The sequence below is a fragment of the Coriobacteriia bacterium genome, assembly GCA_018368455.1.
Classification (GTDB): Bacteria; Actinomycetota; Coriobacteriia; order Coriobacteriales; family UMGS124; genus JAGZEG01.
Genome location: JAGZEG010000022.1, coordinates 18,373 through 39,202 on the forward strand (window position 1 = coordinate 18,373; position 20,830 = coordinate 39,202).

Sequence of the window (20,830 nt, forward strand, 5' to 3'; positions counted from 1 at the left end):
TTCCACGACGATTCCCGCCTTCCGAGCACCTCCAAGGCCCCGGCGAAGCCAAAAGCCCAGGTTGGCGCCGTTCAGAAAAGCCGGCGTTCCTCGTATCGGAGCGCCAGCCCTCGCAAAGCATAGGCGTTTTGTCCAAAAGGCGCCCTTTCGCAGCTGCTCAGGCGCCTCCAAAGCCGAAACGACAGGGCCTGGGCAGGCTCAGCGGCGCACGAGGTAGAGGTTTCGTGAGTCGAACTCGAGCCGCAGCATATCGCCGGCCTCAGGCAAGCGTGTTCCTTCGGGGACGTTGAGCGTGTCCACCTTCCACTGGATGCGATGCGCGGGATCGCCAGCAGGCGTGTCGAGCATGACCGTGCGCTCAAAGCGCGCGTCGCTCACGCGATGAACGTGCAGGTCGAAGAAGTTGGCACCCGGATCAAAGAAGCATTCCTCCCCGTCGGCGTCGGACGGAAGAGACTCCGATCCCGCCTCGTGGATGTAGAACGCGCGGATGCCCAGATAGGCTACGTCATCAGGAATGTCGCCTGGCACGCTGAATATCATGCCCCAGTCGGTCGCTTCGACGCGGCCCTCCCCCACCTTGCGCGCCCGCGACGTGTTCTTACAGCCTGACAGGCGAATGGCGGCGAGAGACGCTGGCGCGTGCACGAGCTCGCGACCATCCGCGATCTGCGTGATCTCGCCGCGGTCCATGACGGCGATGCGATCGCAGAAGCGCAGCGCCTCGTCGATGTCGTGTGACACGTATAGGATCGTCGCGTCGATGTCGTCGAACGTGTCGAGCATGCTCTGCTCGAGTGCGCTCTTGAGGTGGGCGTCGAGCGCCGAGAACGGCTCGTCGAACATCAGGATGCTCGGGCGTGCTGCCAGCATGCGAGCCAGGGCAACGCGCTGCTGCTGACCACCGGACAGACGCATCGGGTAGCGGTCGGCAAAGCCCGTCAGGCCGAACATCTCTAGGTAGCGCATGGCCTGCTCGCGGCGCGCGGAGCGCGAGAGATGCCGGTCCATGCCCGCCTCGACGTTGGCGACGACGCTCATGTTGGGGAAGAGCTGGTAGTTCTGAAACAGCATGGCCGTGCGGCGCTGCTGCGGCTTAAGGTTGATGTGCGCCGCCGAGTCGAACAGCACCTCGCCGTTGACGACGATGCGCCCCTCGTCAGGCGTCACGAGGCCGGCCACGCTGCGCAGCGTCACGCTCTTGCCGCAGCCCAAGGCGCCGAGCAGGCCCATGACCTCGTTGTCGGCATCAAGCTGAACGGCCAGGTCGAACGCAGGGAAGCGCTTGACGATGTCGATGTGCAGGCTCATCGGGAGCCCTCCTCGCTCTTGCTCGCAGAAGCAGAAGACGTTGTGGTCTCAGGGACATGCCCGGCGCCCGCGTGCAGCTCACCGCGCTGCGCCCGCTCGCGCTCGATCTGCTTGCGCTCGGAGCGCGTCAGGCGACCTGAGGAGCGATAGCGCTGCGAGTGGCTCGAGTACACGTTGATGAGCAGGATGACGAGGAACGAGATGATGATCACGACGACGACCCAGAACAGCGCCACGTCCGTGTTGCCACCCATCCACTGGAAATAGATGGCGATGGGCATCGTCTGCGTGATTCCCGCGTAGTTGCCGGCCACGAACAGCGTCGCGCCGAACTCGCCCATGGCGCGCGCGAAGGCGAGCACGGTTCCGGCGGCAATGGAAGGCCAGGCCAGCGGCACCATGAGGCGCAGGAAGATGCGCAGGTTCGACCAGCCTAGCGTGCGAGCAGCGTCAAGCATGTTGGGGTCGAGCGCCTCGAACGCTCCGCGGGCCGTACGGTACATGAGCGGGAACGACACGACCGTCGCGGCGATGACAGCGGCCGGCCACGAGAACACGAGCTCGATGCCGTGTGCCATGAGCCAGCGGCCAAACTCCGTCGAGTTACCGAACGCCAACAGCAGCAAGAAGCCGCACACTGTGGGCGGTAGCACCATGGGAATTGTGAACAGGGAGTCGACGACGCCCTTCCAGCGGCTCTTGACGCCGATGGACTTCCACGCCGCCAGCAGGCCCAGCACGAACACGACGACGAGCGCAGCGGCCGATGTCTTGAGCGACACCCAGAGTGGACGGTAGTCGATGCCCGCAAGGAAGGCGCCGAGCTCCTCCCACCACGTGGGCACGTCCTGCGTCGCCACGCCCTCGAGCGCGACGAGGTGGCCGTAGTCGAGACAGACGAGGCCCTCCTTAGGCGCGATGTCGTCGGAGCGCGTGATCGTGGCGTAGGTGTAGCCGTCGCCGATCTCGACGTTGACCTGGTACGTGCGTGCGCCCGACGTGTAGGAGCTCTCCCCCACGACAACCACGGGCTCGACGCCGACCTCGCCCATGAGCGAGCCGCCGTTGGAGAACTGCTCGTCAAGGCTCGCGAACATCGACGTGAGCGCCGAGACGTCCGCCGTGTCAGAGGCGTCGAAGCCCGCAGCCTGGGCAGCATCGCTCGGCACGAACACGACGATCTCGTCCGACATGACAAACGCGACGACCGCCGTTGGGTCGTTCACCGGGAAGCGATAGCCGAAGTCCTGGCCCTCGTAGGCGCGCCCCGTACCCTTGTTCAGGCGCCCAAAGTCGTTGATGCCCAGGCCCGCGGCCGTGTCGGCGGCCGAGCCCTCGACGAGCTCTTGCTCACGGCCGGAGTCGTCGCCCAGAGCTGGGGACGGAAGCGCAAGGCAGAGGCACAGCGCCCACGCCAGGGCAAACAGGACGAGGACGCACAGGCGGGCACGTCTGGGCGCAGAGGCTGGTTCGAGGAGAGCGGTGGGCATGGCAGGCCATCGTTTCGTCGGGGGTGGATGGGTCCGAGGGAGGGCGCGCCGCCCGCTCGGTAAAGAAAGCGTAGCAAACCCGTATGACCGAAGGCGCCGCCCGCCCCTCGAAAACGGGAGACGGGCGGCGCATCGTCACGCAAGCTAAGAGGTCGCGCAGGGAGTCGGAAAAGGCCTACTCGTCGGAGACCTCGAAGCCGTACTCCGCCCAGACCTTCAGGGCCTCGGGGTCGGTCATGCAGAACGACAGGAAGTCGACGGCGATCTCCGCGTTGACGGCGTTGGCGGACACGGCGCCGGGGTAGACGATGGCCTTGTGGGACTCGGCCGGCGTCGTGAAGGCGATCTCGATGCCGTCGTAGCGATAGACATCGCTCGAGTAGACGAAGCCCACCTGGCAGTCGCCCGTGGAGACCCACTTGGCAGCCGTACCGACCTTGTCGGCCAGGTTCACCTTGTCGGCGATGGAGGCGTCGTACTCGCCGTCAGCGCCCTCCTCGTTGGTGTACAGGCCCACGGAAGCGAGCGCCTGGTTGGCGTACTTGCCGGCCGGCACCGTGGCGGCGTCGCCGATGGCGATCTTCGTGATGCCCTCGCCAGCAACGTCCTCGATGGCAGCGATCTCGATGTCCGAGCCCTCGGCACGCACGATAACGAGGTCGTTGTTGAACATGTTGATGCGCGAGTCGACGTCGATGAGGCCGTCCTTCTCGGCGGTGTCCATCGTGCCCTTGGAGGCCGTGATGAGGACGTCGGGCTGGGCGCCGGCGTTCATCTGCTCCACGAGGTCGCCGGACGCCTTGAACTGCGTGTCAGCGAACGTGACCTCCGGGTGGGCGGCGCTGTACAGCTTCTGAACCTCGGGCATGGCCTTCTCAAGCGAGTTGGCGGCGAAGATCTGAAGCTCGCCCTTCTTGGGGGCCTCGGCGGCGGCAGAGGCAGCCTTCTTCGCGTCCTTGGAGGAAGAGGCGGCGTCCTTGGCAGCGCTCTTCTCGGCAGCAAAGGCTGCCGCGGGGGCGAAGGCAGCCACGGCGCTCACCGCAGCGGCACCCTTCAGAAACGAGCGACGATTGAGCTGGGTCATGCGTGCACTCCTTAGTGTGGAACGAGCCCGTCGGAGCAAACCGGCGGGAAACGGACGCACCGGCAGCATGCCCTCGCCACCACAAACGTGTGGCCTAGGACATGACGCCGGTGTCATACAAGAATAACTATAGTCGCTCAGGCCGTAAAAAGTCCGCAAGCGTGTCCGAATTGTGTCAATCGGCAGTGTTACCGCAGATTCTTGGCGAGCGAGACCCTACTTCTGAACGGGGTCAGGCGCAACCTGCTGGCCGTGGTGCTTCCCTGCCGTCATCTCCATCGCGTGCTCGACAACGCTGGCCAGCACCTCCCAGCACTCGCGGGCCGCGCGCTCGCTGCCGGGGAAGTTGACGACGAGCGACGTGCCACGCTGCATGCAGACGGCGCGCGACAGCATGGCATTCTTCGTCTTCTGCAGCGACATCGCACGGATGGCCTCAGCAATGCCGGGGACGTTGCGCTGGCAGACGGCCATCGTGGCCTCGGGCGTAACGTCACGCATCGACAGGCCCGTGCCGCCGCACGTCAGCACGACGTCGGCGTGCGCATCGTCCGTCGCGGCGACGATGGCGTCTTTGAGCTCGGCGACCTCGTCGTGCACGACGACGTGCGACGCGACAGTCCAGCCCGCCTGCTCGATGAGCGAGGCCAGGGCGGAGCCGGCGCTGTCCTGCTCGATGGAGCGCGTGTCCGACGACGTAACGATAGCGAACTTGATGTCCATGAAAGCGTCCTTTCAGCAGAGAGGTCTATTCGATGCCGCCTACCTCACGGCATCGCTTAGATGGCCGTGCCCTCCGGCATGTCAATGCGCAGGCACGTCACCGGGTCTCCGGCAGACAGGCCCTTGCACTGCTCGGGGATGACCATGAGGCAGTTGCACCGCGCCAGGCCGCCAAGCAGCGCCGAGGACTGTGAGCGGTACTCGGTGACAATCCACTCGCCGCTGGCGTCGCGCGACAGCTCGCCGCGGTTGTAGAAGCGACGGTCCTCCTTCTTGCGCAGCGGGGCGGCCAGGCGGGCGACGACCGTGGGGCGGCCGGCATCGGGATGGCCCGCCATGCGGCGCAGAGCGGGGCGGATGAGCAGCTCGAAGCCGACGGAGGCCGCCGCCGGGTTGCCGGACAGGCCGAAGACCGGCTTGCCGTCGATGACGCCCATCGTCTGACGCTTGCCGGGGCGCAGCGAGATGTAGGCGTAGGCGACCTCGCCCATCTCGTCGATGACCGGGTTGATGAAGTCGAAGTCGCCCTTGCTGGCGCCGCCGGCACTCACGACCATGTCGCACTCGTCCAGGGCGCGGCGCAGCGCAGCCTTGATGGCATCGCGATCGTCGGGCACGATCGGGTAGGAGCGCGCGATGGCCCCGGCCTGCTGCACAAGTCCGACGAGACACGCCGTGTTCGAGTTGCGGATCTTGCCAGGCGTCGGCTTCTCGCCCGCGTCGACAAGCTCGGAGCCGATGGAGAACACACCGACAACGGGACGGCGGTAGACCGGCAGTTTAAGGGCGCCGGCCGAAGCGAGCATGCCCATGGCGTACGGGCTGATCGTCTCACCTGCGCGCATGACGACGTCGCCCGCGTGGAACTCCTCGCCCGCGCGACGGACGTTGTCGCCCGGAGTGGCCGGAGCCGAGAACGTCGCAGATCCGTCCGAGCCGTCGCCCTGCACGAGCTCGTACTTCACGACGGCGTCAGCGCCGGCGGGCACGGGTGCTCCCGTCATGATGCGCAGTGCCTGACCGGGCTCGAGCGTGCGACCGAACGTGTTGCCCGCACCGATACCGCCGACGACCGTCAGGCGCACGGGACTCTCGGGCGTGGCGTCCGCGATGTCGGCACAGCGCACGGCAAAGCCGTCCATGGAGGAGTTGTCGAACGGCGATACGTCAATGTCGCTCGCGACGTCGCGCGCCAGCACGCGGCCAAGGCTCTCCTCGAGCACGACCGTCTCTTCAGCCAGCGGCGCTACGCGCTCCAGCGTGCGCGCGAGCGCTTCCTCGACGCTGATGCGCTCCTCCGTTGACGCTCCGCTCATGTGGTGGGTCCTTTCGTCGTAGGGGTTCTCGGCCAGGTCACGTCCGCCGATTATACGTCGGCACGCGGCCCGGCGCCGATGACGTCGCGTTCGATAAAGGCGACGACGGCCTGCGCGTCGTTGACGTCGAAGGCGCGCAGGCCTGCCAGGGCGCAGGCGCGCTTGACGTCGGGCATGTCCGTGGCGATACCGACCGTGTTCTCGTTGGGCAGGCGGTCGGCGTCCTTGCCCAGGTCATGCTCATGCTCGGGGCTGAACGCGAACGGCTCCCCCGCCCCGGCGGCGGCCACGAACGCCCGGGCGCAGGCGACGTCGCGCTCGTTGGCGGCGCGCATGACCTCGACGCACGGGATCGTCGAGTGCCGGTAGCCCTCGACAACGACGACGTCGTGCGGCTCCATAAGGGCGACGACCTCCTCCATGGGCTGCTCCTGCGTCAGGCTGCGCATGAGCGCAAGCTGATCGGGCGAGGCGACAACGACCTCGGAGGCGCCGGCCTGGCGGTGGCGCCACGAGTCCTTCCCCTCGACGTCGATCGAAAAGCCACGATGGCCGTGGTGCTTAACGGAGCCGACGTCGTGCCCGCGGGCGACGAGACCGGCGATGACCTTCTCGACAAGCGTCGTCTTACCGGAGTTGTGCCGGCCGACGAACGCGATAACCGGGCTTGCGAGGCCGGCCGGCTGGACGACGGGAACGAGGGGGCACGAGGACGTAGGAGCCTCGGACACCGCAGGCGGGGCGGGGGGCACGCTGGCACCGCTTGCTGCGTCGGCCGTCGCCGGGCTGCGCCAACCGCCAGCAGCCCGCTCGTCCCACCAGGCGTCCAGGGCGGCGGCAAGCTGCTCGGGCGTGCCGTCGTTGGCGATGATCGTGTCGGCGAGCTCGGCACGTCGCTCGTCCGAGATCTGCCGCTCAGCGCGTCGGTCGAAGTCGTCCGCGTCCATGCCGCGTTCGACAGCACGCTGGCGGCGCAGCTCGAGCGGGCAGCTCAGCGTCATGACCTCGTCGGCAAGCTCGCGGCCCGCACCCTCGATGAGCGGGACTTCCACGACGGTCAGTGCGAAGTCCTCCCCCGCCTTCGCACAGCAGCCCGGCCCCACCAGCATGTCCCCCAAACGCGCGAGGATGCGCGGATGGGTTATGGCGTCGAGATCGCGCGTGGAAGACTCGTCGGCAAAGGCACGTCGCGCAAGCTCGGCACGGTCGACCTCCGCCTGCTCGACAAGGGGATCGGCGCCGCATAGAAAGCCACAGTCGTCGTCGAACAGCGGCCAACGCAGCACGTCCTCGCCAAAGCGCTGGGCGAGCGCCGCCTTGACGTCGGCCTCCTCGAGAACGCGGTGAGCAACCTCGTCGAGGTCGATGACGCGGGCGCCGCGCCCGGCCAGATGGGCTGCAGCCACCGACTTCCCCGACCCGATGCCGCCCGTCAGAAACAGCGTGTACACGTGCGCCCTCCGTTACTCGTTGTCCAAATATCCACGTCCAAGACGCCGCCGCAGAGGCCGTCGCCAGCGCGAAAGCTCCTGTCCGGGTATCTCAAACATGCCCGATGCGGCGCCGCAGATGTCGCATCCTTTCCCTGATTGTAGAGCGTCGGGAGCGTGCGGGGCCCGAGGCATCGCGAAACCTGCGGTAATCGTTTGCGCTACCATAGGGACATTCCGGCATCTTGGCCGCTCACGTATCGCAAGGAGCCCCACCGTGTCCCAGCTCTACCGCATCGCTCCCGAGGGGGATGCCGCACTCGTCGTGCGCTTCGGCGACGCCATCGACCCTCGGCTCATCGCCCTCGTGCGAGCCGCACACACACGCCTCGTCGCCGCGCAGCTCCCGGGTGTCACGGAGATCATCGGCGCGTACTGCACGCTCATGGTGTGTTACAACCCGCTCGACCTCTCCTACTCCGAGCTCAGTGCCCAGATAGGCGCCTGTCTGCACGACCTGTCCGCCACGGACGCCGCGCCCGGCCGCATCGTCGAGATACCCGTGTGCTACGGCGGGCAGGAGCTCGGGCCCGACCTCGAGGACGTCGCCGCCCATGCCGGCCTGGCACCCGCCGACGTCGTCCGCCTGCACACCGCAGGCCGCTACCAGGTCTGCATGCTGGGCTTTCTGCCCGGCTTTGCCTATCTCACCGGGTTGGACCCGCGCCTGGAGACGCCGCGCCTCGCCGTGCCGCGCACGCGCGTCGACGCAGGTGCTGTCGGCGTCGGGGGCGCGCAGGCCGGCCTCTACCCCCTCGCCTCCCCCGGAGGCTGGCGCATCATCGGTCGCACGCCCGCACGGCTCTACCGTCCCGAGCAGGCCGAGCCGATCCCGTACGCCCCCGGCGACGAGCTGCGCTTCTACGAGGTGAACCGTGCGACGTACGACGCCATGGTGCAGCGCGTCGCCTGCGGGGAAGATGTACTGACGGTACGCGAGCGCTGCAGCGAGGCTCTTCCGGCAGGTGTGTGCGAGAAGGCCCCCGAGACGCGGGCCTGCACCGGCACCGATGCGCCGCTCGCCCACATACCCGACTCCGAGGGGAGGCGCTGACATGGCGCTGCACGTCATCACTCCCGGCCCGAGCACGACCGTCCAGGACCGAGGCCGCATCGGCTACCAGGATCGCGGCTTCTCCCCCGCCGGCGTCATGGACTGGCGCGCCGCTGCGCTGGGCAACGTGCTCGTGGGCAACGACCGCGACGCCGCCGTGCTCGAGTTCACGCTCGCCGGGCCCGAGCTGCGCTTCGACGAGCCCGCCGTCATCGCGCTGACCGGCGCGGACGTCCGGACCACACTCGACGGGAGCGCCGTCGCCTCCAACTGCGCGCTCAGCGTGAACGCCGGCGCGACGCTGCGCGTGGGACCGGCGCGACGCGGCCAGTTCGGCTATCTCGCCGTGGCAGGCGGCGGTATCGGGACGGCCCCCGCCATGGGGAGCCGTGCGACGAGCGTGCGCTACGGGCTGGGCGGCCTTGACGGCAGGCGGCTGCAGGCCGGCGACGTCGTGCCGCTCGCCACAGAGGCCCCCGCTAAGGCCCTGCCCGCCATGGGAGCGCGCGCCGTGTTCGCCGAGGACGCGTTCTATGGCTGGGACGCCCCGACAACATGGGTGCGCGTCGTACCCGCACAGGACACGAGCGCGTTCACCTCCGAGGGGCTCGCCTCGTTCTGGGAGAAACCGTTCGAGGTCACGGGGCGCAGCGACCGCATGGGATATCGCCTGTCCGGGCCGCGCGTACGCCTGGCGCGAGAGGGCGGCATCGTCAGCGAGGGCGTCGCGCTCGGGACGATCCAGGTGCCGCCCGACGGCGAGCCCATCGTCATGCTCGCCGACCACCAGACGACGGGCGGCTATGCGAAGATCGGCACCGTCGCTCTGTGCGACATCCCCCGCCTCGTGCAGTGCACGCCGGGTCGGGCTCTGCGCTTTGAGCGCATAGACGTCACGCTGGCACAACAGCTCCTGCGCGACGATGCCGCCTACCTGCACGGCCTGCGTAGCGCGATCGAGCGCGAGGCCGAACGCGAACATCCCCGGAAGGAGCGTGCGTAATGAGCGGCAACACCCGCAGCGTCGACCTGAACTGCGATCTCGGCGAGAGCTTCGGCGCCTGGAGCATGGGGCGCGACGAGGAGGTGCTCCCGCTCGTCACGAGCGTCAACGTCGCCTGCGGCATGCATGCCGGCGACCCGATGACGATGCGCGCGACCATCGAGCTCGCCCGACAACACGGGGTGAGCGTCGGAGCCCATCCCGGCTATCCCGACCTGCAGGGCTTCGGCCGTCGCGCTCTGGCGCTCTCCCCGCGCGAAGTCTACGCATTCGTTCAGTACCAGGTGGCCGCCTTGCAGGGCATGTGCCATGCCCAGGACGTCTGCCTCGCCCACGTCAAGCCGCACGGAGCCCTCTATAACGCATGCGCTCGCGACGCCTCGCTGGCAGACGCCGTCGCCACCGCCGTGCGCGACCTCGACCCGGGCCTCGTGCTCGTGACGCTCGCAGGAAGCGTCGCCGCCGAGCGCGGCAGGGCCGCCGGGCTGCACGTGGCAGAAGAGTTCTTTGCCGACCGCGGCTATCGGAGCGACGGAACGCTCGTGCCGCGCGGGCAGGACGGCGCCATGGTGACGGACGCCGCGCTCGCAGCCGCCCGCGTCATCCGCGCCGTCGAGCGGCACGAGGTCGAGGCCATCGACGGGACCGTTGTGCCCGTGCGCTGCGACACAGTGTGCATCCACGGAGACTCGGCGACGGCGCTGACGTTCGCGTCCGGCGTGCGCGAGGCCCTGCAGGCAGCGGGAATCACGCTGGCAGCACGCCGATAGCGCCTGCGTAGGAGGAGGCCGGTGAGCCTCGCAACGCTCAGCGCACCTCCGTCCTTGCCGGGAAATCCGGCTAGACAGGATGTGCACCGCCCCCGTAAGCCTTTCTTTGCACGGCCGGGCGCTCATTCTGGCCAGAAAGCCGCGCCGTGAACTGGCCACCCGAGAGCGCGTAGCCGCCTCGCGACAAAACCGCAGGTGACCCGGATGCCCGCGTTTCCTGCGCTGGCGTCCGGGCCACCCCGGGCATACACGAGCTCGGTTCTCGGCCGAAAAGCCGGCGCCCACGCGCAGCGAAGGGCCGTCCGAACCGCACGGCCCCGCGTTTCGCCCAGGCTACTCTGGCGCGATCTACCGCATGACCTCCACGCGGCCCAGCGGGTCGAGCGTCACCGGCGAGTGACCCTCTATGTAGCTCGCGATGATGTCGGGCACCGAGTCGCTGCCCGTCCACACCGTACGCGCGTTGCGCAGGCAGTCGTAGCCGCCCGTTCCCGTCGCACGGTAGTCGTTCATCGCCATGAGGTAACGCCCCTCAGGATCGATAGGCGTCCCGTCCGTCAGGCGCAGCGAGACGACGCGCTGCCCCACGGGACGCGAGACGTCGATCCCCACGTCGAGCCCCGCATAGTAGTCGTGGTTGAAGTGCTGCACCTTCGGGTCGATAAACTCACGCGCAATAGCGAACTCCCCCACCTCGTCCAGCGCGAAGTAGGCGGCGCAGCGCTCGAGCACCTGGCGCAGGTCGTCGCCGCTCACCTCGAGCACGGACAGCGAGTTCTGGAACTGATACAACCGCACGACGTCGCGCATCGTCACGTGCGCCGGCATGCCCACCGGCGCGTTGGCAAGCGCCGTGCACGACAACATCGGCACGTCTCCCACCCCGCGACGGGCGGCCTCGAGCTGCGCTGCGTTGATGAGGTCAGCTAGCGGGTTGCCGCCCAGGGCGCTCTCGAGCATCCCAAAGGCGGGCACATCGTGCGCAAGCTCGCCGATCGGCTCGTCGAGAGCGCGTTGCACCTCCCCCTCGAGCGTCAGCAGCTCGCCGTGCGTCGAAGCGTCCACCTCGACAGCGGGGATGTCCTCAAAATGCGAGGCGAACGACCAGTCCCCTCCCTCGCGCAAGCCCTCGACCACGAGGTACTTGCGCGCGTTGCATCCCGGCTGGACGCACCAGGCGTCACCGATGCGCACGCCCTCGACCTCGCGGTGCTGGTGCGCCGTCAGCACGAGGTCGAACCCAAGCTCGCGCGCCATGCGGCAACCCACGTTCTCGCCAGACGTCTCAAGCGTGGCGCCACTCGCCAGGTCGTCCTCGAAGCCGCCGTGGTAGACGCACACAAGCACGTCGCACCCGGCGTCGCGCAGCGCCTGAGCCTCGCGTGCCAGGGCCGGCAGCGGGTCGCTCACGCGCACGCCCTCAGGCCCGCCGTGGGAGGACTCCCACACGTTGACCCAGTCGGTCACAGCGCCCGTCACCCCAACGCGCAGGCCACTGGACATCGTACGCACAGCATGGGACACGAACTGCAGCTCACCGCGCTCGTCCTCGACGTTGGCACACACGCACGTCCCCTCCATGGCGCGCAGGTAGGCCGCCAGGGGCTCGTAGCCAAAGTTGAAGTCGTGGTTGCCCATCGTGAAGAAGTCAACGCCCGCCTCGTTGAACGCGCCCGCGACCGGGTGCGTTTCCCAGCGCTCGGGATCGGCGAGGTAACGCTGGATGAGCGGCGTTCCCTGCAGCGAGTCGCCGCCGTCGATGACGAGCACGTCGGCGTCCTCGGCTGTGCGGCGGGCCTCCCGAGCGCAAGCGGCAAAGCCGAGCAGGCCACCGGGAGCCGCCTGTCCCGTCGCATAGTCGACCGGCAGCACGCGGCCGTGCGTGTCGGACACGTACAGAATGGTGAGTCCCGCGCTCATGGCAATCCCTTCGAAACGAGGCGCCCGTCCCTCGCCCGACAGGGGGCGTAAAAGGGCGCCGTCACTCACGTGCGGCAGATACAAGGCGAAGGCCGGTGACGCGCAGCGCGTGCGCGAGCCGGCCCCCGACGATACCTCATGATGTACCACGAACGGCGTCGAGCCCACGTCTTCGCAGGCCCGACGCCGCAAACGCTAGCAGCCCTTCACGAGCTTCGTGCGGATCTTCGTGGAGATGAACTCAACGATGAGCACGAGCACGACAAGACCGACGAGGATGGCACCCGCCTCGTTCCAGCGATAGCTGTTCATCGCGAAGATGAGCGGGGCACCGATGCCGCCGGCGCCAACGAGGCCGAGGATCGTGGCGTCGCGCAGGTTCATGTCAAAGCGGTAGATCGCGATGGACGCGAAGTTCGGCATGAGCTGGGGCAGCACGCCGTAGCGGATCTTCTGCCACGTCGAGCAGCCGTTCGCCGACAGCGACTCGAGCACGCGCGTGTCGAGGTCCTCGATGGCCTCGATGTACATCTTGCTCACCATGCCCACGGAGCACAGGCCCATGGCCATGAGGCCGGCAAACGCGCCCGGGCCGGTGACACGCACGAACATGAGGCCATAGACGAAGGCCGGGATCGTGCGGATGGCCATGATGACGAGCTGGCCGATGAACGAGACGACGGGGCCCGTCAGGTTGCGCGACGAGATGAACGCCAGCGGGATGGAGATGATGGCGCCGACGATCGTGCCGAGGAACGCGATGCAGATCGTCTCGAGCAGCAGGTAGGGCACGCCCGTCGTCGTCAGGTTGAACAGCAGGCTCGTATCCGGCTGGACGATGCCCGTCAGGATGCGCATGGCGATGACGGCGCCGCTCTGCGTCGTGCCGCTCGTCTCGACGGCGCTGCCGCTCCAGATGAGCAGGCCCACAACGACGAGGGCGACGATCAGCTCGAACACCCAGCGCTTCGGGCGCGACTCGTACGCCTCGAGGATGCGGTTGCGCGTGGGCTTGGGGTCGGGCGCGCCGCCCGCAATGGGAGCCCCGCTCAGGGGGGCAGTCATGGTATCAGTCACAGCGTGCCTCCCCTAGCTCAGGCGCCGGCGAATGGCGCGGCTCGTATATTCGATGATGAACACGGTCACGAACAGGGCGATGAGCACCATGCCCACGCTGTCGTACTCGCGCCAGCCGATCTTCTCGTTCAGGATGAGGCCGAGACCGCCGGCGCCGACGTAGCCGAGGATGGCAGCGTAGCGCACGTTACCCTCGAAGCAGAACATGCAGTTCGAGAGGTAGATCGGCATGACCTGCGGGACGATGGCGCGCATGAACGCCTGGATACGCGTCGCGCCCATGGCCTCCATGGCCTCGAACGGGCCCATGTCCGCCGTCTCGATGTTCTCGTACAGCAGCTTGCCCACGTAGGAGAACGTGAAGATGGCGATGGCCGTCGTGCCCGCGAGCGTGCCCAGGCCGAAGATGTACGTCGCGATGAGCGCCGACACGAGCGTCGGGACCGTGCGCACGATGGAGAGGAACAGGCGCACGATCGTCACGACGACGCGGTTGCGCACGATGTTTGCGGCGGCGAGCATGGCAAACGGAATGGCGGCCAGGCCGCCGACGACGGAGCCGAGCAGCGACATCTTGATCGTGTCAAACAGCGGCTCCCACACGGCAGGCATGTACGACCAGTTAGGCGGCATGAACATCTGCCCAAGGATCGTGAAGAACTGGCCGATGCGCTCGGTCAGTATCGCCATGTCAAAGCCAGTCACCCTCACAGAGATGACCCACATGATGACGAGGAACGCAATGACAAACGGGGCGCGCGTACGTGGCTTGGAGACGGTCTTGCCGTTGGGCAGCGTCGTCACCTTCGGCTTGAATATGCGGTCGTAGAGGGGAACGCGCCCCCCGACGGCCGCGACGTCCTTGCTCATGCCTCCACCGCCTTCGCCGCGGCGGCCTCGTGTGCACCGACCTGTGCCATGGCGTCGGCCGGCAGGACCTCGGACAGGTCAGCGGGGTTCTCGTCGTCCTTGCCGCCCATGTAGATGGCGTCGAGCACCTCCTGCGTCACCTGCTCCGTCGGGCCGTCGTAGACGATCTCGCCCGCACGGATGCCCACAACGCGCGTGCAGTAGCGCAGCGCCAGGTCGACGTGGTGGATGTTGATGAGCACCGTCATGCCCGTCTCGCGGTTGATGCGCTTGAAGTCGTCCATGACCTGCTTGGCCGTGACGGGGTCGAGCGAGGCAACCGGCTCGTCAGCCAAGATGATCTTGGGGTCCTGCGTCAGCGTGCGAGCCAGGGCCACGCGCTGCTGCTGGCCGCCCGAGAGCTGGTCGGCGCGCACGTAGGCCTTGTCGAGAATGCCCATCGTGTCGAGCGCCTGCAGCGCGCGCATCTTCTCGTCCTTCGTGAAGATGCCGAACGTCGAGCGAAACCACGGCAGGTCGGGCACGAAGGCCGTCAGGACGTTCTTCATGACCGTCGTGCGCGTGATGAGGTTGAACGACTGGAAGATCATGCCGATGCCTCGGCGGAAGCGACGCAGCTCTTTGCCGCGCAGCTTCTGCACGTCCGTGCCGTCGACCGTCAACGTGCCGCTCGTGATGTCGTGCATGCGGTTGATGGTGCGGATCAGCGTGGACTTGCCAGCGCCCGACAAGCCGATGATGGCCACAAACTCGCCGTCATTGATCGTCAGGTTGATATCTTTCAGCGCCATGTACCCGTTGGGATAGCGCTTGCACACGTCCTTGAACTCAATCATCTTGGCTCTCTCGCGTCATCGGGATGTGAGTCTGTACAAGAAGGCGCGCCCGAGAAAGCCGTGCTTCCTATCTCGGGCGCGCCGTTGCCGTGCGAAATGTCGGGTAGGGTAAGCCTACTCGTTCTTGGCGGAGTCGGCGGCCGCAGAGGCGCTGGCGTCAAGGGCGCCCTTGTCCTGCAGGTTGTCGATGGAGCTCATGTCCTTCAGCATCTGCTGGGCCTCGCGCTCGAAGTCGTAATCCTCGGCGTGAGCCTCGACGTAGCCGTTGTGGCCATAGATCGAGATGATCTGCTTGCCCTCCTCGGTGTTGCCGATGTTGATGAAGGCCTGCTGGATGGCCTTCTTGAAGTCATCATCGAGCGTCTTGGAGGTCTTGGAGGCGCTGATCGTGTCGTTATAGATGGCGGGCGTCACGCCGATGACACCGGTGTCGTCCCAGATGGAGCCGCTCATCGCGTACTCGTCGTTCCACTTGGACTCATAGTCGCGGCGGGCGTCGGCATACGTGCACAGGACGTCGACCTGGCCGGAGGCGAGGCGGGCGAACGCGCTGCCGTAAGAGTCGCACTGCACGGCGTGGGGCAGGTCGGTGATCATCTTGTCGTACGTCTTCTTGAGCCACAGGCTCGGGTAGATGTAGCCGGCGGGGCTGGAGGAGCCCATAACGGCCCAGTTGGCGCCCGCGATGTCATCCCAGCTGAGGTCGGAGCCGGACTGGATCTTGTCGACGAGTTCCTTGCCCTTGGCCGACGGGCCGGCGATGATGAGGGCGCGGTAGCTCGTGACCTGCTGCTCGACGGGCTTCGTGGGCTTGTTGTCGTTCCAGTCCTTCGCCTTGTCCGAGTCGATGGACAGGCCGTCGCGCGTGGCGGTCAGCAGCGGGTCGCAGCCGTCGTCGTAGAGCACGTACGTGCCGCCGGGGATGAAGCCCAGGTCGGTCGTGCCGGCGGACAGGGCCTCGCCCACGGCCTCGTAGGAGGTGCCGACCGAGATGTCGACGGTGTTGACGTCATAGCCAACGTTGGCCAGCTCCTTCTTGAGGAGCTCCTTCAGCGGGTCGGTAGCCGTGATGATATCCTGCGGCTCGCGCGAGGGGACGAAGGCGATGGTCAGCTTGTCGACAGCCTTGTTCTCAGCAAGGGCCATCGTGCCGTTGGCGCTCAGGCCCACGAGGCCCAGGCCCGCGACCGCCGCGACGGCGGAGGCGATGAACGAACGGCGGGAGATACCAGAGGCGACACTATCCTGCATGACGTGGTTCCCTTCTCGTTAAACGACGCTCGGGAATACAGCGGGTCAATTGAGCCCGTCGGAACCTCATTCTAACGCCTGAAGCAGGAAGTTTGTCCAGCGCAACGAAGCAACACAGGGCAGACGGCAAACGCTAATGCGCAAGCGCACCAAACGTTACACAGCGCTTACACTGAGAGAGCGACGGCAAAGCACCGAATCGCCCGACAGCGAAGCGCCTCGGGCCATCCCCGAAGAGCGTGCGGCAGCAAGCCATCCCCGACACCGTTAGCCAGGGCCACAGTGGTGCAGATGCAAGGCGCCCAGCGGCGAAGCGTATTGGAATACGTGAGCCCCTGGGAAACGCAGCAGATGCGCCACTGTGGTCCCCGGCCGTCACCCAACACGACTTCGTTAGCCGGGTCTGTGGTGCCCCATATGCGAGGCGCCCGGCGACGAGGCGTATTGCGCATACGTGAGTCGCCGGGGAACGCGGCAGATGGGGTGCCACAGCCCCGGCCGTCACTTAGCACGAATGCTTACAAAGTTCCCAGAACGCCACCGCCGACGCCGCTGCCACGTTGAGAGAGTCAACACCGTGGCTCATCGGGATCTTCACGGTGATGTCGCAGCCCTCGATGGCCTCGCGTGACAGGCCGTCGCCCTCCGTGCCGAACACCATGGCGAGCTTATCGTAGTCGTGCAGGCGCGGGTCAGCGAGGCTTAGCGAGTCGTCCTTGAGCGCAAACGCTGCCACCGTGAAGCCAGCCTCGTGCAACAGCTCTATGCCAGGTCCCGGCCAGTCGGCGACACTCTGCCCGATACGTGTCCAGGGCACCTGGAACACCGTGCCCATGGAGACGCGGGCGGCACGACGATAGAGCGGATCGCAGCACGTCGGCGTCGTCAGTACCGCGTCGACGTCGAGCGCTGCCGCCGAGCGGAATATGGCGCCGACGTTTGTGTGGTCGACGATGCCGTCGAGAACCGCGATGCGCCGAGCCCCCGAGAGCACCTGCTTGAGCGGAGGGTAGGGTGGCCTCCGCATCGCGGCCAGGGCGCCACGCGTCAGGTTGAATCCCGTGAGGTCGCGCAGCACCTCCATCGGCGCCACGAAAACGGGAACCTCCGCGCCGAAATTGCCCTCGGCAACGACGGCGCACTCTTCCGCCTCCTTGAGCCAGCGCGGCGTTACGAGAAGCGACACCGGCTCGTATCCGGCCTCCAGCGCGCGGTCGATAACCTTGAACGACTCGGCGATGAATATGCCCTTCTCCGGCTCAAGCTTGTTGCGCAGCTGAGCCTCAGTCAGGCGGGCGTATGCGTCAAGCCGCTCGTCGTCCAGGCTCTCGATGGCATGCGTACTCATGGATCGTCCCTTTCCCGCAAAATGCCCTCATCAGGCCATCTCGCGCGCCTGGCAGTAAAAGGGGCGGGTCATCGCGTGGATGACCCGCCCCCTATGATGCCTCTCAGCGGAAGGGCTGCCGTGAATTACGTCAGCGTTGCCCTCTCGCATGTGATGCGCATGCCGAACTTACTCGGCAGCAGCCTCGGTCTCAGCCGCGGGCTCCTCGGCAGCCTCGGCCTTGGGGGTCTCAGCAGCCTTGTCCTCGGGCTTCGGCTCGAGCGGCGTGACCTCGACCTCGAAGCCGAGCGTCTCGGCAGCGGCCTTCATCGACAGGGAGACGCGACGACGGTCGAGGTCGATCTCCATGACCTTGACGTGCACAGTCTCGCCGACGTGCGTGACCTGGCTCGGCTGGTCGACATGCTGCTTGGCCATCTCGGAGATGTGCACGAGGCCCTCGATGCCGTCGCCCAGCTCCACGAAGGCGCCGAACGGAACGAGCTTCGTGACCTTGCCCTCGACGATGGCGCCGACCGGGTACTTCTTGACGAGCGAACGCCACGGATCCTCGGTCGTCTGCTTGAGACCCAGCGAGATGCGCTCGCGGTTCATATCGACGTCGAGCACCTCGACCTCGACCTCCTGGCCGACCTTGACGACCTCGGAGGGGTGGTTGACGTGGTTCCAGGACAGCTCGGAGATGTGCACGAGGCCGTCGATGCCGCCCAGGTCCACGAAGGCGCCGAAGTCGACGATCGAAGAGACGGTGCCCTTGAGACGCATGCCCGGCTTGAGCTTGGACAGGATCTCGGCGCGCTCCTCCTTGCGGGCCTCCTCGAGGACCACGCGACGGGAGAGAACGACGTTGTTGCGATTGCGATCCATCTCGATGACGCGGGCCTCGATGCGCGTGCCCATGTAGGCGTTGAGGTCCTTGACGCGACGGAGGTCAACGAGGGAGGCAGGCAGGAAGCCGCGCAGGCCGATGTCGAGGATCAGGCCGCCCTTGACAACCTCAATAACCTCGCCCTCGACGTTCTCGCCAGCGTTGAACTTCTCCTCGATGCGGTTCCAGGCACGCTCGTACTCGGCGCGCTTCTTGGAAAGGATGAGGCGGCCGTCCTTGTCCTCCTTCTGGAGAACGAGGGCCTCGACCGGGTCGCCCAGCGAGACGATGTCGTTGGGGTCGGCGTCCTTGCGGATGGACAGCTCGCGCACAGGGATGACGCCCTCGGACTTGTAGCCGATGTCAAGCAGGACCTCGTCATGGCCGATCTTCACGATCGTGCCCTTCACGATGTCGCCCTCGTCAAAGTCGATGATCGTGTTATCGACGAGGCCGTTCATCTCCTTATCGTCGATCTCGTCCAGCGAGAAGACGGAAGGGTTCTTAAGCTCACTCAAGGGTGGACCCCTTTCACACAACCGGGGCCCCGATCGTCATGATCATCGCCGTGCGCCTGCTCGCCGTGCGCTACCCGATGTGCCGGGCGCTCGCCGACAGGCCGACGCGAGGAAAACCAAGTCTCGGGGGCCAATATCCACTAGGCACGCGCCCCATGCGCATGCCCGGCCACAATACAATGAAAAGAGGGGCTTTGTCACCTGTGAGCTGAGGCTATCACAGCAAATCGCCAGGTTCAATTACCCAGCTCCACGGTATCTTCGCACATGTTGCGAGCGCATGAACACCGCGGGACTCCGGAGAGAAACCCGAGTCGTCGTGCGGGCACGGTGTTCGGCCATCCCGCCTGCGCGCCAGCTTGTCAATCAGTCTTTCAGAGAATGCGTCCCTTCCTCTCAATGTATGCCTGTAAGTACAATGTACTTATCAGTTAAATTAGTTCCGCAAAACTATTTTTTAAGTGACTTTCAACTCTATGACGCTGTGGTGATGAGAACGTCACGAGTCTGTGGCGATGCCGCAAACGGCAGCGCGAGTCCAAATCCAAGGGCTACAGTGAGGCTCGTTCCACGAAACCAGGCACACGACGCAGAGCACGCCCCCGAGCGGCCCGCACCGCACGCCTATCAAACAAAAGGGAGTTCATCATGGATCGCACTATGGTTCGCAACGCCGCTGTTTCCGCCGTTCTCGTCGCCGGCCTGGGCCTGGGCGCCGCCAGCATGGCGGCCACGTCCGCCTACGCCGCCGAGAGCGCAAAGGCCGACGCCGCTGCAACGACGTCCGCCAAGGCAGAGGCCACCTCTGCAAAGGCCGACACGAAGGCCGCTGCCATGAAGGACGGCGAGTACACCGGCGAGGCCAAGGGCATGGAGTCCACGGTCAAGGTGACCGTCACGGTCAAGGACGGTAAGATCGCCGATGTCAAGGCTGACGGCCAGGAGACAGAGGGCATCGGCTCCAAGGCGCTCGAGCAGCTGCCGGCCAAGATCGTCGAGGCCAATGGCACGGAGGGCGTCGACGCCATCTCCGGCGCGTCCGTGACGTCGAAGGCCATCTTCGCTGCCACGGATCAGGCGCTCGAGTCCGCAAAGGGTGGCAAGGCTGCCGCTGCGTCTTCCAGCAAGGACAAGGCTGCCTCCGCAACAGCTGACAAGGCCGCCAAGGCCGCGTCTGCCAAGGAGTCCAAGTAACTCCCCGGCACCGAGAACACTAGACTCGTCTCGGTTTAGCCAGCCCGTCCTTCCCTTTCGGGAGGGGCGGGCTTTTTCATGGGATAGCCCCTTCCGCCACGACGGGCCAGGGCTGATGCACAGCGCCTCGCAGCCTGAAGGAAAACTGAAGTGACATTGTATATACAAGGCTCTAAGAGGCGACTTTATGCGTTATTTTGCATAGCATGATGATAACGTCGTGGAGGAATATGTCTATCGTGAAAATGCTGCGCCCGGCGGAGCATGGCGTGAGGTAAAACTACTCCGTCATATTCGTGGTGGGAAATGGATTCGAAGCGTCCTCCCCAGGCGCACCCCTCCCCCTCGTCGCAAAGGAGATCCCAATGGATCGCACCATGTTCCGCAACGTCGCCATGTCCGCCGTGCTCGTCGCTGGCCTGGGCCTGGGCGGCGTTGCCCTCGTCAACGCTCCCGCCACCTCCGCCACGGCCTCCGAGGCTGCCTCCGCTGCCGCGGACGGCACCTACGAGGGCACCGGCAAGGGCATCGGCGGCAACGTGCCCGTGACGGTCACCGTCGAGGGTGGCAAGATCACCGCTGTCGAGGTCGGCGAGAACTCCGAGACCCAGGGCATCGGCACCAAGGCCATCGAGCAGCTCCCGGCCAAGATCGTCGAGGCCAACGGCGTGGAGGGCGTCGACGCCATCTCCGGCGCCACGGTGACC

18 protein-coding genes are annotated in these 20,830 nt (G+C 66.4%); 5 read left to right on the plus strand and 13 right to left on the minus strand.

Annotated elements, in window-relative coordinates; all coding sequences use genetic code 11:
* Nucleotides 1-198 precede the first annotated feature (198 nt).
* The 6 genes from KHZ24_11070 to mobB all read right to left on the minus strand — a co-directional run bounded on the left by KHZ24_11070 (nt 199) and on the right by mobB (nt 7,375).
* Nucleotides 199-1,311: an ATP-binding cassette domain-containing protein gene (locus KHZ24_11070; GenBank protein MBS5451726.1), complete on the minus strand. Its 1,113-nt coding sequence runs from the start codon at nt 1,309-1,311 to the stop codon at nt 199-201.
* Nucleotides 1,308-2,801, minus strand: a complete 1,494-nt coding sequence (gene modB / locus KHZ24_11075; GenBank protein MBS5451727.1) for a molybdate ABC transporter permease subunit — start codon at nt 2,799-2,801, stop codon at nt 1,308-1,310. Before modB ends, KHZ24_11070 begins: the two co-directional genes overlap by 4 nt.
* A gap of 175 nt (nt 2,802-2,976) precedes the next feature.
* Nucleotides 2,977-3,885, minus strand: coding sequence for a molybdate ABC transporter substrate-binding protein (gene modA / locus KHZ24_11080; GenBank protein ID MBS5451728.1), 909 nt, complete (start codon nt 3,883-3,885; stop codon nt 2,977-2,979).
* Between the two features lie 216 nt (nt 3,886-4,101).
* A complete protein-coding gene (locus KHZ24_11085; protein MBS5451729.1) occupies nt 4,102-4,608 on the minus strand; it encodes a MogA/MoaB family molybdenum cofactor biosynthesis protein in 507 nt (168 codons plus the stop codon).
* A gap of 56 nt (nt 4,609-4,664) precedes the next feature.
* Nucleotides 4,665-5,924: a molybdopterin molybdotransferase MoeA gene (locus KHZ24_11090; GenBank protein ID MBS5451730.1), complete on the minus strand. Its 1,260-nt coding sequence runs from the start codon at nt 5,922-5,924 to the stop codon at nt 4,665-4,667.
* A gap of 50 nt (nt 5,925-5,974) precedes the next feature.
* A complete protein-coding gene (mobB, locus tag KHZ24_11095) occupies nt 5,975-7,375 on the minus strand; it encodes a molybdopterin-guanine dinucleotide biosynthesis protein B (GenBank protein MBS5451731.1) in 1,401 nt (466 codons plus the stop codon).
* Nucleotides 7,376-7,493: 118 nt separating this feature from the next.
* On the opposite strand from mobB, the gene pxpB reads away from it, so the two are divergent.
* From pxpB to KHZ24_11110, 3 genes are read left to right on the plus strand one after another with little or no spacing between them, the layout of a single operon-like run.
* A complete protein-coding gene (gene pxpB / locus KHZ24_11100; protein ID MBS5451732.1) occupies nt 7,494-8,468 on the plus strand; it encodes a 5-oxoprolinase subunit PxpB in 975 nt (324 codons plus the stop codon).
* Nucleotide 8,469: 1 nt separating this feature from the next.
* The gene (locus KHZ24_11105) at nt 8,470-9,471 is read left to right on the plus strand and encodes a biotin-dependent carboxyltransferase family protein (GenBank protein ID MBS5451733.1); all 1,002 of its coding nucleotides are present in this window, start codon (nt 8,470-8,472) and stop codon (nt 9,469-9,471) included.
* The gene (locus KHZ24_11110; GenBank protein MBS5451734.1) at nt 9,471-10,241 is read left to right on the plus strand and encodes a LamB/YcsF family protein; all 771 of its coding nucleotides are present in this window, start codon (nt 9,471-9,473) and stop codon (nt 10,239-10,241) included. The genes KHZ24_11105 and KHZ24_11110 overlap by 1 nt, the downstream gene beginning before the upstream one ends.
* A gap of 348 nt (nt 10,242-10,589) precedes the next feature.
* Here the strand turns inward: KHZ24_11110 and KHZ24_11115 are convergent, their stop codons facing one another.
* The 7 genes from KHZ24_11115 to rpsA all read right to left on the minus strand — a co-directional run bounded on the left by KHZ24_11115 (nt 10,590) and on the right by rpsA (nt 18,929).
* Nucleotides 10,590-12,161, minus strand: coding sequence for a bifunctional metallophosphatase/5'-nucleotidase (locus tag KHZ24_11115; protein MBS5451735.1), 1,572 nt, complete (start codon nt 12,159-12,161; stop codon nt 10,590-10,592).
* A 195-nt stretch (nt 12,162-12,356) separates the two neighbouring features.
* A complete protein-coding gene (gene phnE / locus KHZ24_11120) occupies nt 12,357-13,226 on the minus strand; it encodes a phosphonate ABC transporter, permease protein PhnE (protein ID MBS5451736.1) in 870 nt (289 codons plus the stop codon).
* A 24-nt stretch (nt 13,227-13,250) separates the two neighbouring features.
* Nucleotides 13,251-14,108, minus strand: a complete 858-nt coding sequence (gene phnE / locus KHZ24_11125; protein MBS5451737.1) for a phosphonate ABC transporter, permease protein PhnE — start codon at nt 14,106-14,108, stop codon at nt 13,251-13,253.
* Nucleotides 14,105-14,944 carry a phosphonate ABC transporter ATP-binding protein gene (phnC, locus tag KHZ24_11130; protein ID MBS5451738.1) on the minus strand — a complete coding sequence of 280 codons (840 nt, stop codon included), beginning with the start codon at nt 14,942-14,944 and terminating at the stop codon, nt 14,105-14,107. The genes phnE (KHZ24_11125) and phnC overlap by 4 nt, the downstream gene beginning before the upstream one ends.
* 114 nt (nt 14,945-15,058) lie before the next feature.
* Entirely contained in the window at nt 15,059-16,195 is a 1,137-nt protein-coding gene (locus tag KHZ24_11135; protein ID MBS5451739.1) for a PhnD/SsuA/transferrin family substrate-binding protein, read from the minus strand.
* Between the two features lie 505 nt (nt 16,196-16,700).
* A complete protein-coding gene (locus KHZ24_11140; GenBank protein MBS5451740.1) occupies nt 16,701-17,543 on the minus strand; it encodes an RNA methyltransferase in 843 nt (280 codons plus the stop codon).
* A 168-nt stretch (nt 17,544-17,711) separates the two neighbouring features.
* Complete coding sequence (gene rpsA, locus KHZ24_11145) at nt 17,712-18,929, minus strand: 30S ribosomal protein S1 (GenBank protein MBS5451741.1); 1,218 nt, start codon at nt 18,927-18,929, stop codon at nt 17,712-17,714.
* A gap of 648 nt (nt 18,930-19,577) precedes the next feature.
* On the opposite strand from rpsA, the gene KHZ24_11150 reads away from it, so the two are divergent.
* Both KHZ24_11150 and KHZ24_11155 read left to right on the plus strand, forming a co-directional pair.
* Nucleotides 19,578-20,123 carry an FMN-binding protein gene (locus tag KHZ24_11150; GenBank protein ID MBS5451742.1) on the plus strand — a complete coding sequence of 182 codons (546 nt, stop codon included), beginning with the start codon at nt 19,578-19,580 and terminating at the stop codon, nt 20,121-20,123.
* 365 nt (nt 20,124-20,488) lie between these two features.
* A partial coding sequence (locus KHZ24_11155) for an FMN-binding protein (GenBank protein ID MBS5451743.1) occupies nt 20,489-20,830 on the plus strand: 342 nt, incomplete at its 3' end.

What these genes read in the sequence shown, in the direction of transcription:
- pxpB (MBS5451732.1), top strand. Translation starts at nt 7,494, where the DNA reads ATGTCGCATCCTTTCCCTGATTGTAGAGCGTCGGGAGCGTGCGGGGCC.
- KHZ24_11090 (MBS5451730.1), bottom strand. Translation starts at nt 5,924, where the DNA reads ATGAGCGGAGCGTCAACGGAGGAGCGCATCAGCGTCGAGGAAGCGCTC.
- modB (MBS5451727.1), bottom strand. Translation starts at nt 2,801, where the DNA reads ATGCCCACCGCTCTCCTCGAACCAGCCTCTGCGCCCAGACGTGCCCGC.
- KHZ24_11110 (MBS5451734.1), top strand. Translation starts at nt 9,471, where the DNA reads ATGAGCGGCAACACCCGCAGCGTCGACCTGAACTGCGATCTCGGCGAG.
- phnE (MBS5451737.1), bottom strand. Translation starts at nt 14,108, where the DNA reads ATGAGCAAGGACGTCGCGGCCGTCGGGGGGCGCGTTCCCCTCTACGAC.
- KHZ24_11140 (MBS5451740.1), bottom strand. Translation starts at nt 17,543, where the DNA reads ATGAGTACGCATGCCATCGAGAGCCTGGACGACGAGCGGCTTGACGCA.
- modA (MBS5451728.1), bottom strand. Translation starts at nt 3,885, where the DNA reads ATGACCCAGCTCAATCGTCGCTCGTTTCTGAAGGGTGCCGCTGCGGTG.
- KHZ24_11070 (MBS5451726.1), bottom strand. Translation starts at nt 1,311, where the DNA reads ATGAGCCTGCACATCGACATCGTCAAGCGCTTCCCTGCGTTCGACCTG.
- KHZ24_11105 (MBS5451733.1), top strand. Translation starts at nt 8,470, where the DNA reads ATGGCGCTGCACGTCATCACTCCCGGCCCGAGCACGACCGTCCAGGAC.
- KHZ24_11085 (MBS5451729.1), bottom strand. Translation starts at nt 4,608, where the DNA reads ATGGACATCAAGTTCGCTATCGTTACGTCGTCGGACACGCGCTCCATC.
- KHZ24_11150 (MBS5451742.1), top strand. Translation starts at nt 19,578, where the DNA reads ATGGATCGCACTATGGTTCGCAACGCCGCTGTTTCCGCCGTTCTCGTC.
- KHZ24_11115 (MBS5451735.1), bottom strand. Translation starts at nt 12,161, where the DNA reads ATGAGCGCGGGACTCACCATTCTGTACGTGTCCGACACGCACGGCCGC.
- KHZ24_11135 (MBS5451739.1), bottom strand. Translation starts at nt 16,195, where the DNA reads ATGCAGGATAGTGTCGCCTCTGGTATCTCCCGCCGTTCGTTCATCGCC.
- phnC (MBS5451738.1), bottom strand. Translation starts at nt 14,944, where the DNA reads ATGATTGAGTTCAAGGACGTGTGCAAGCGCTATCCCAACGGGTACATG.
- phnE (MBS5451736.1), bottom strand. Translation starts at nt 13,226, where the DNA reads ATGACTGCCCCCCTGAGCGGGGCTCCCATTGCGGGCGGCGCGCCCGAC.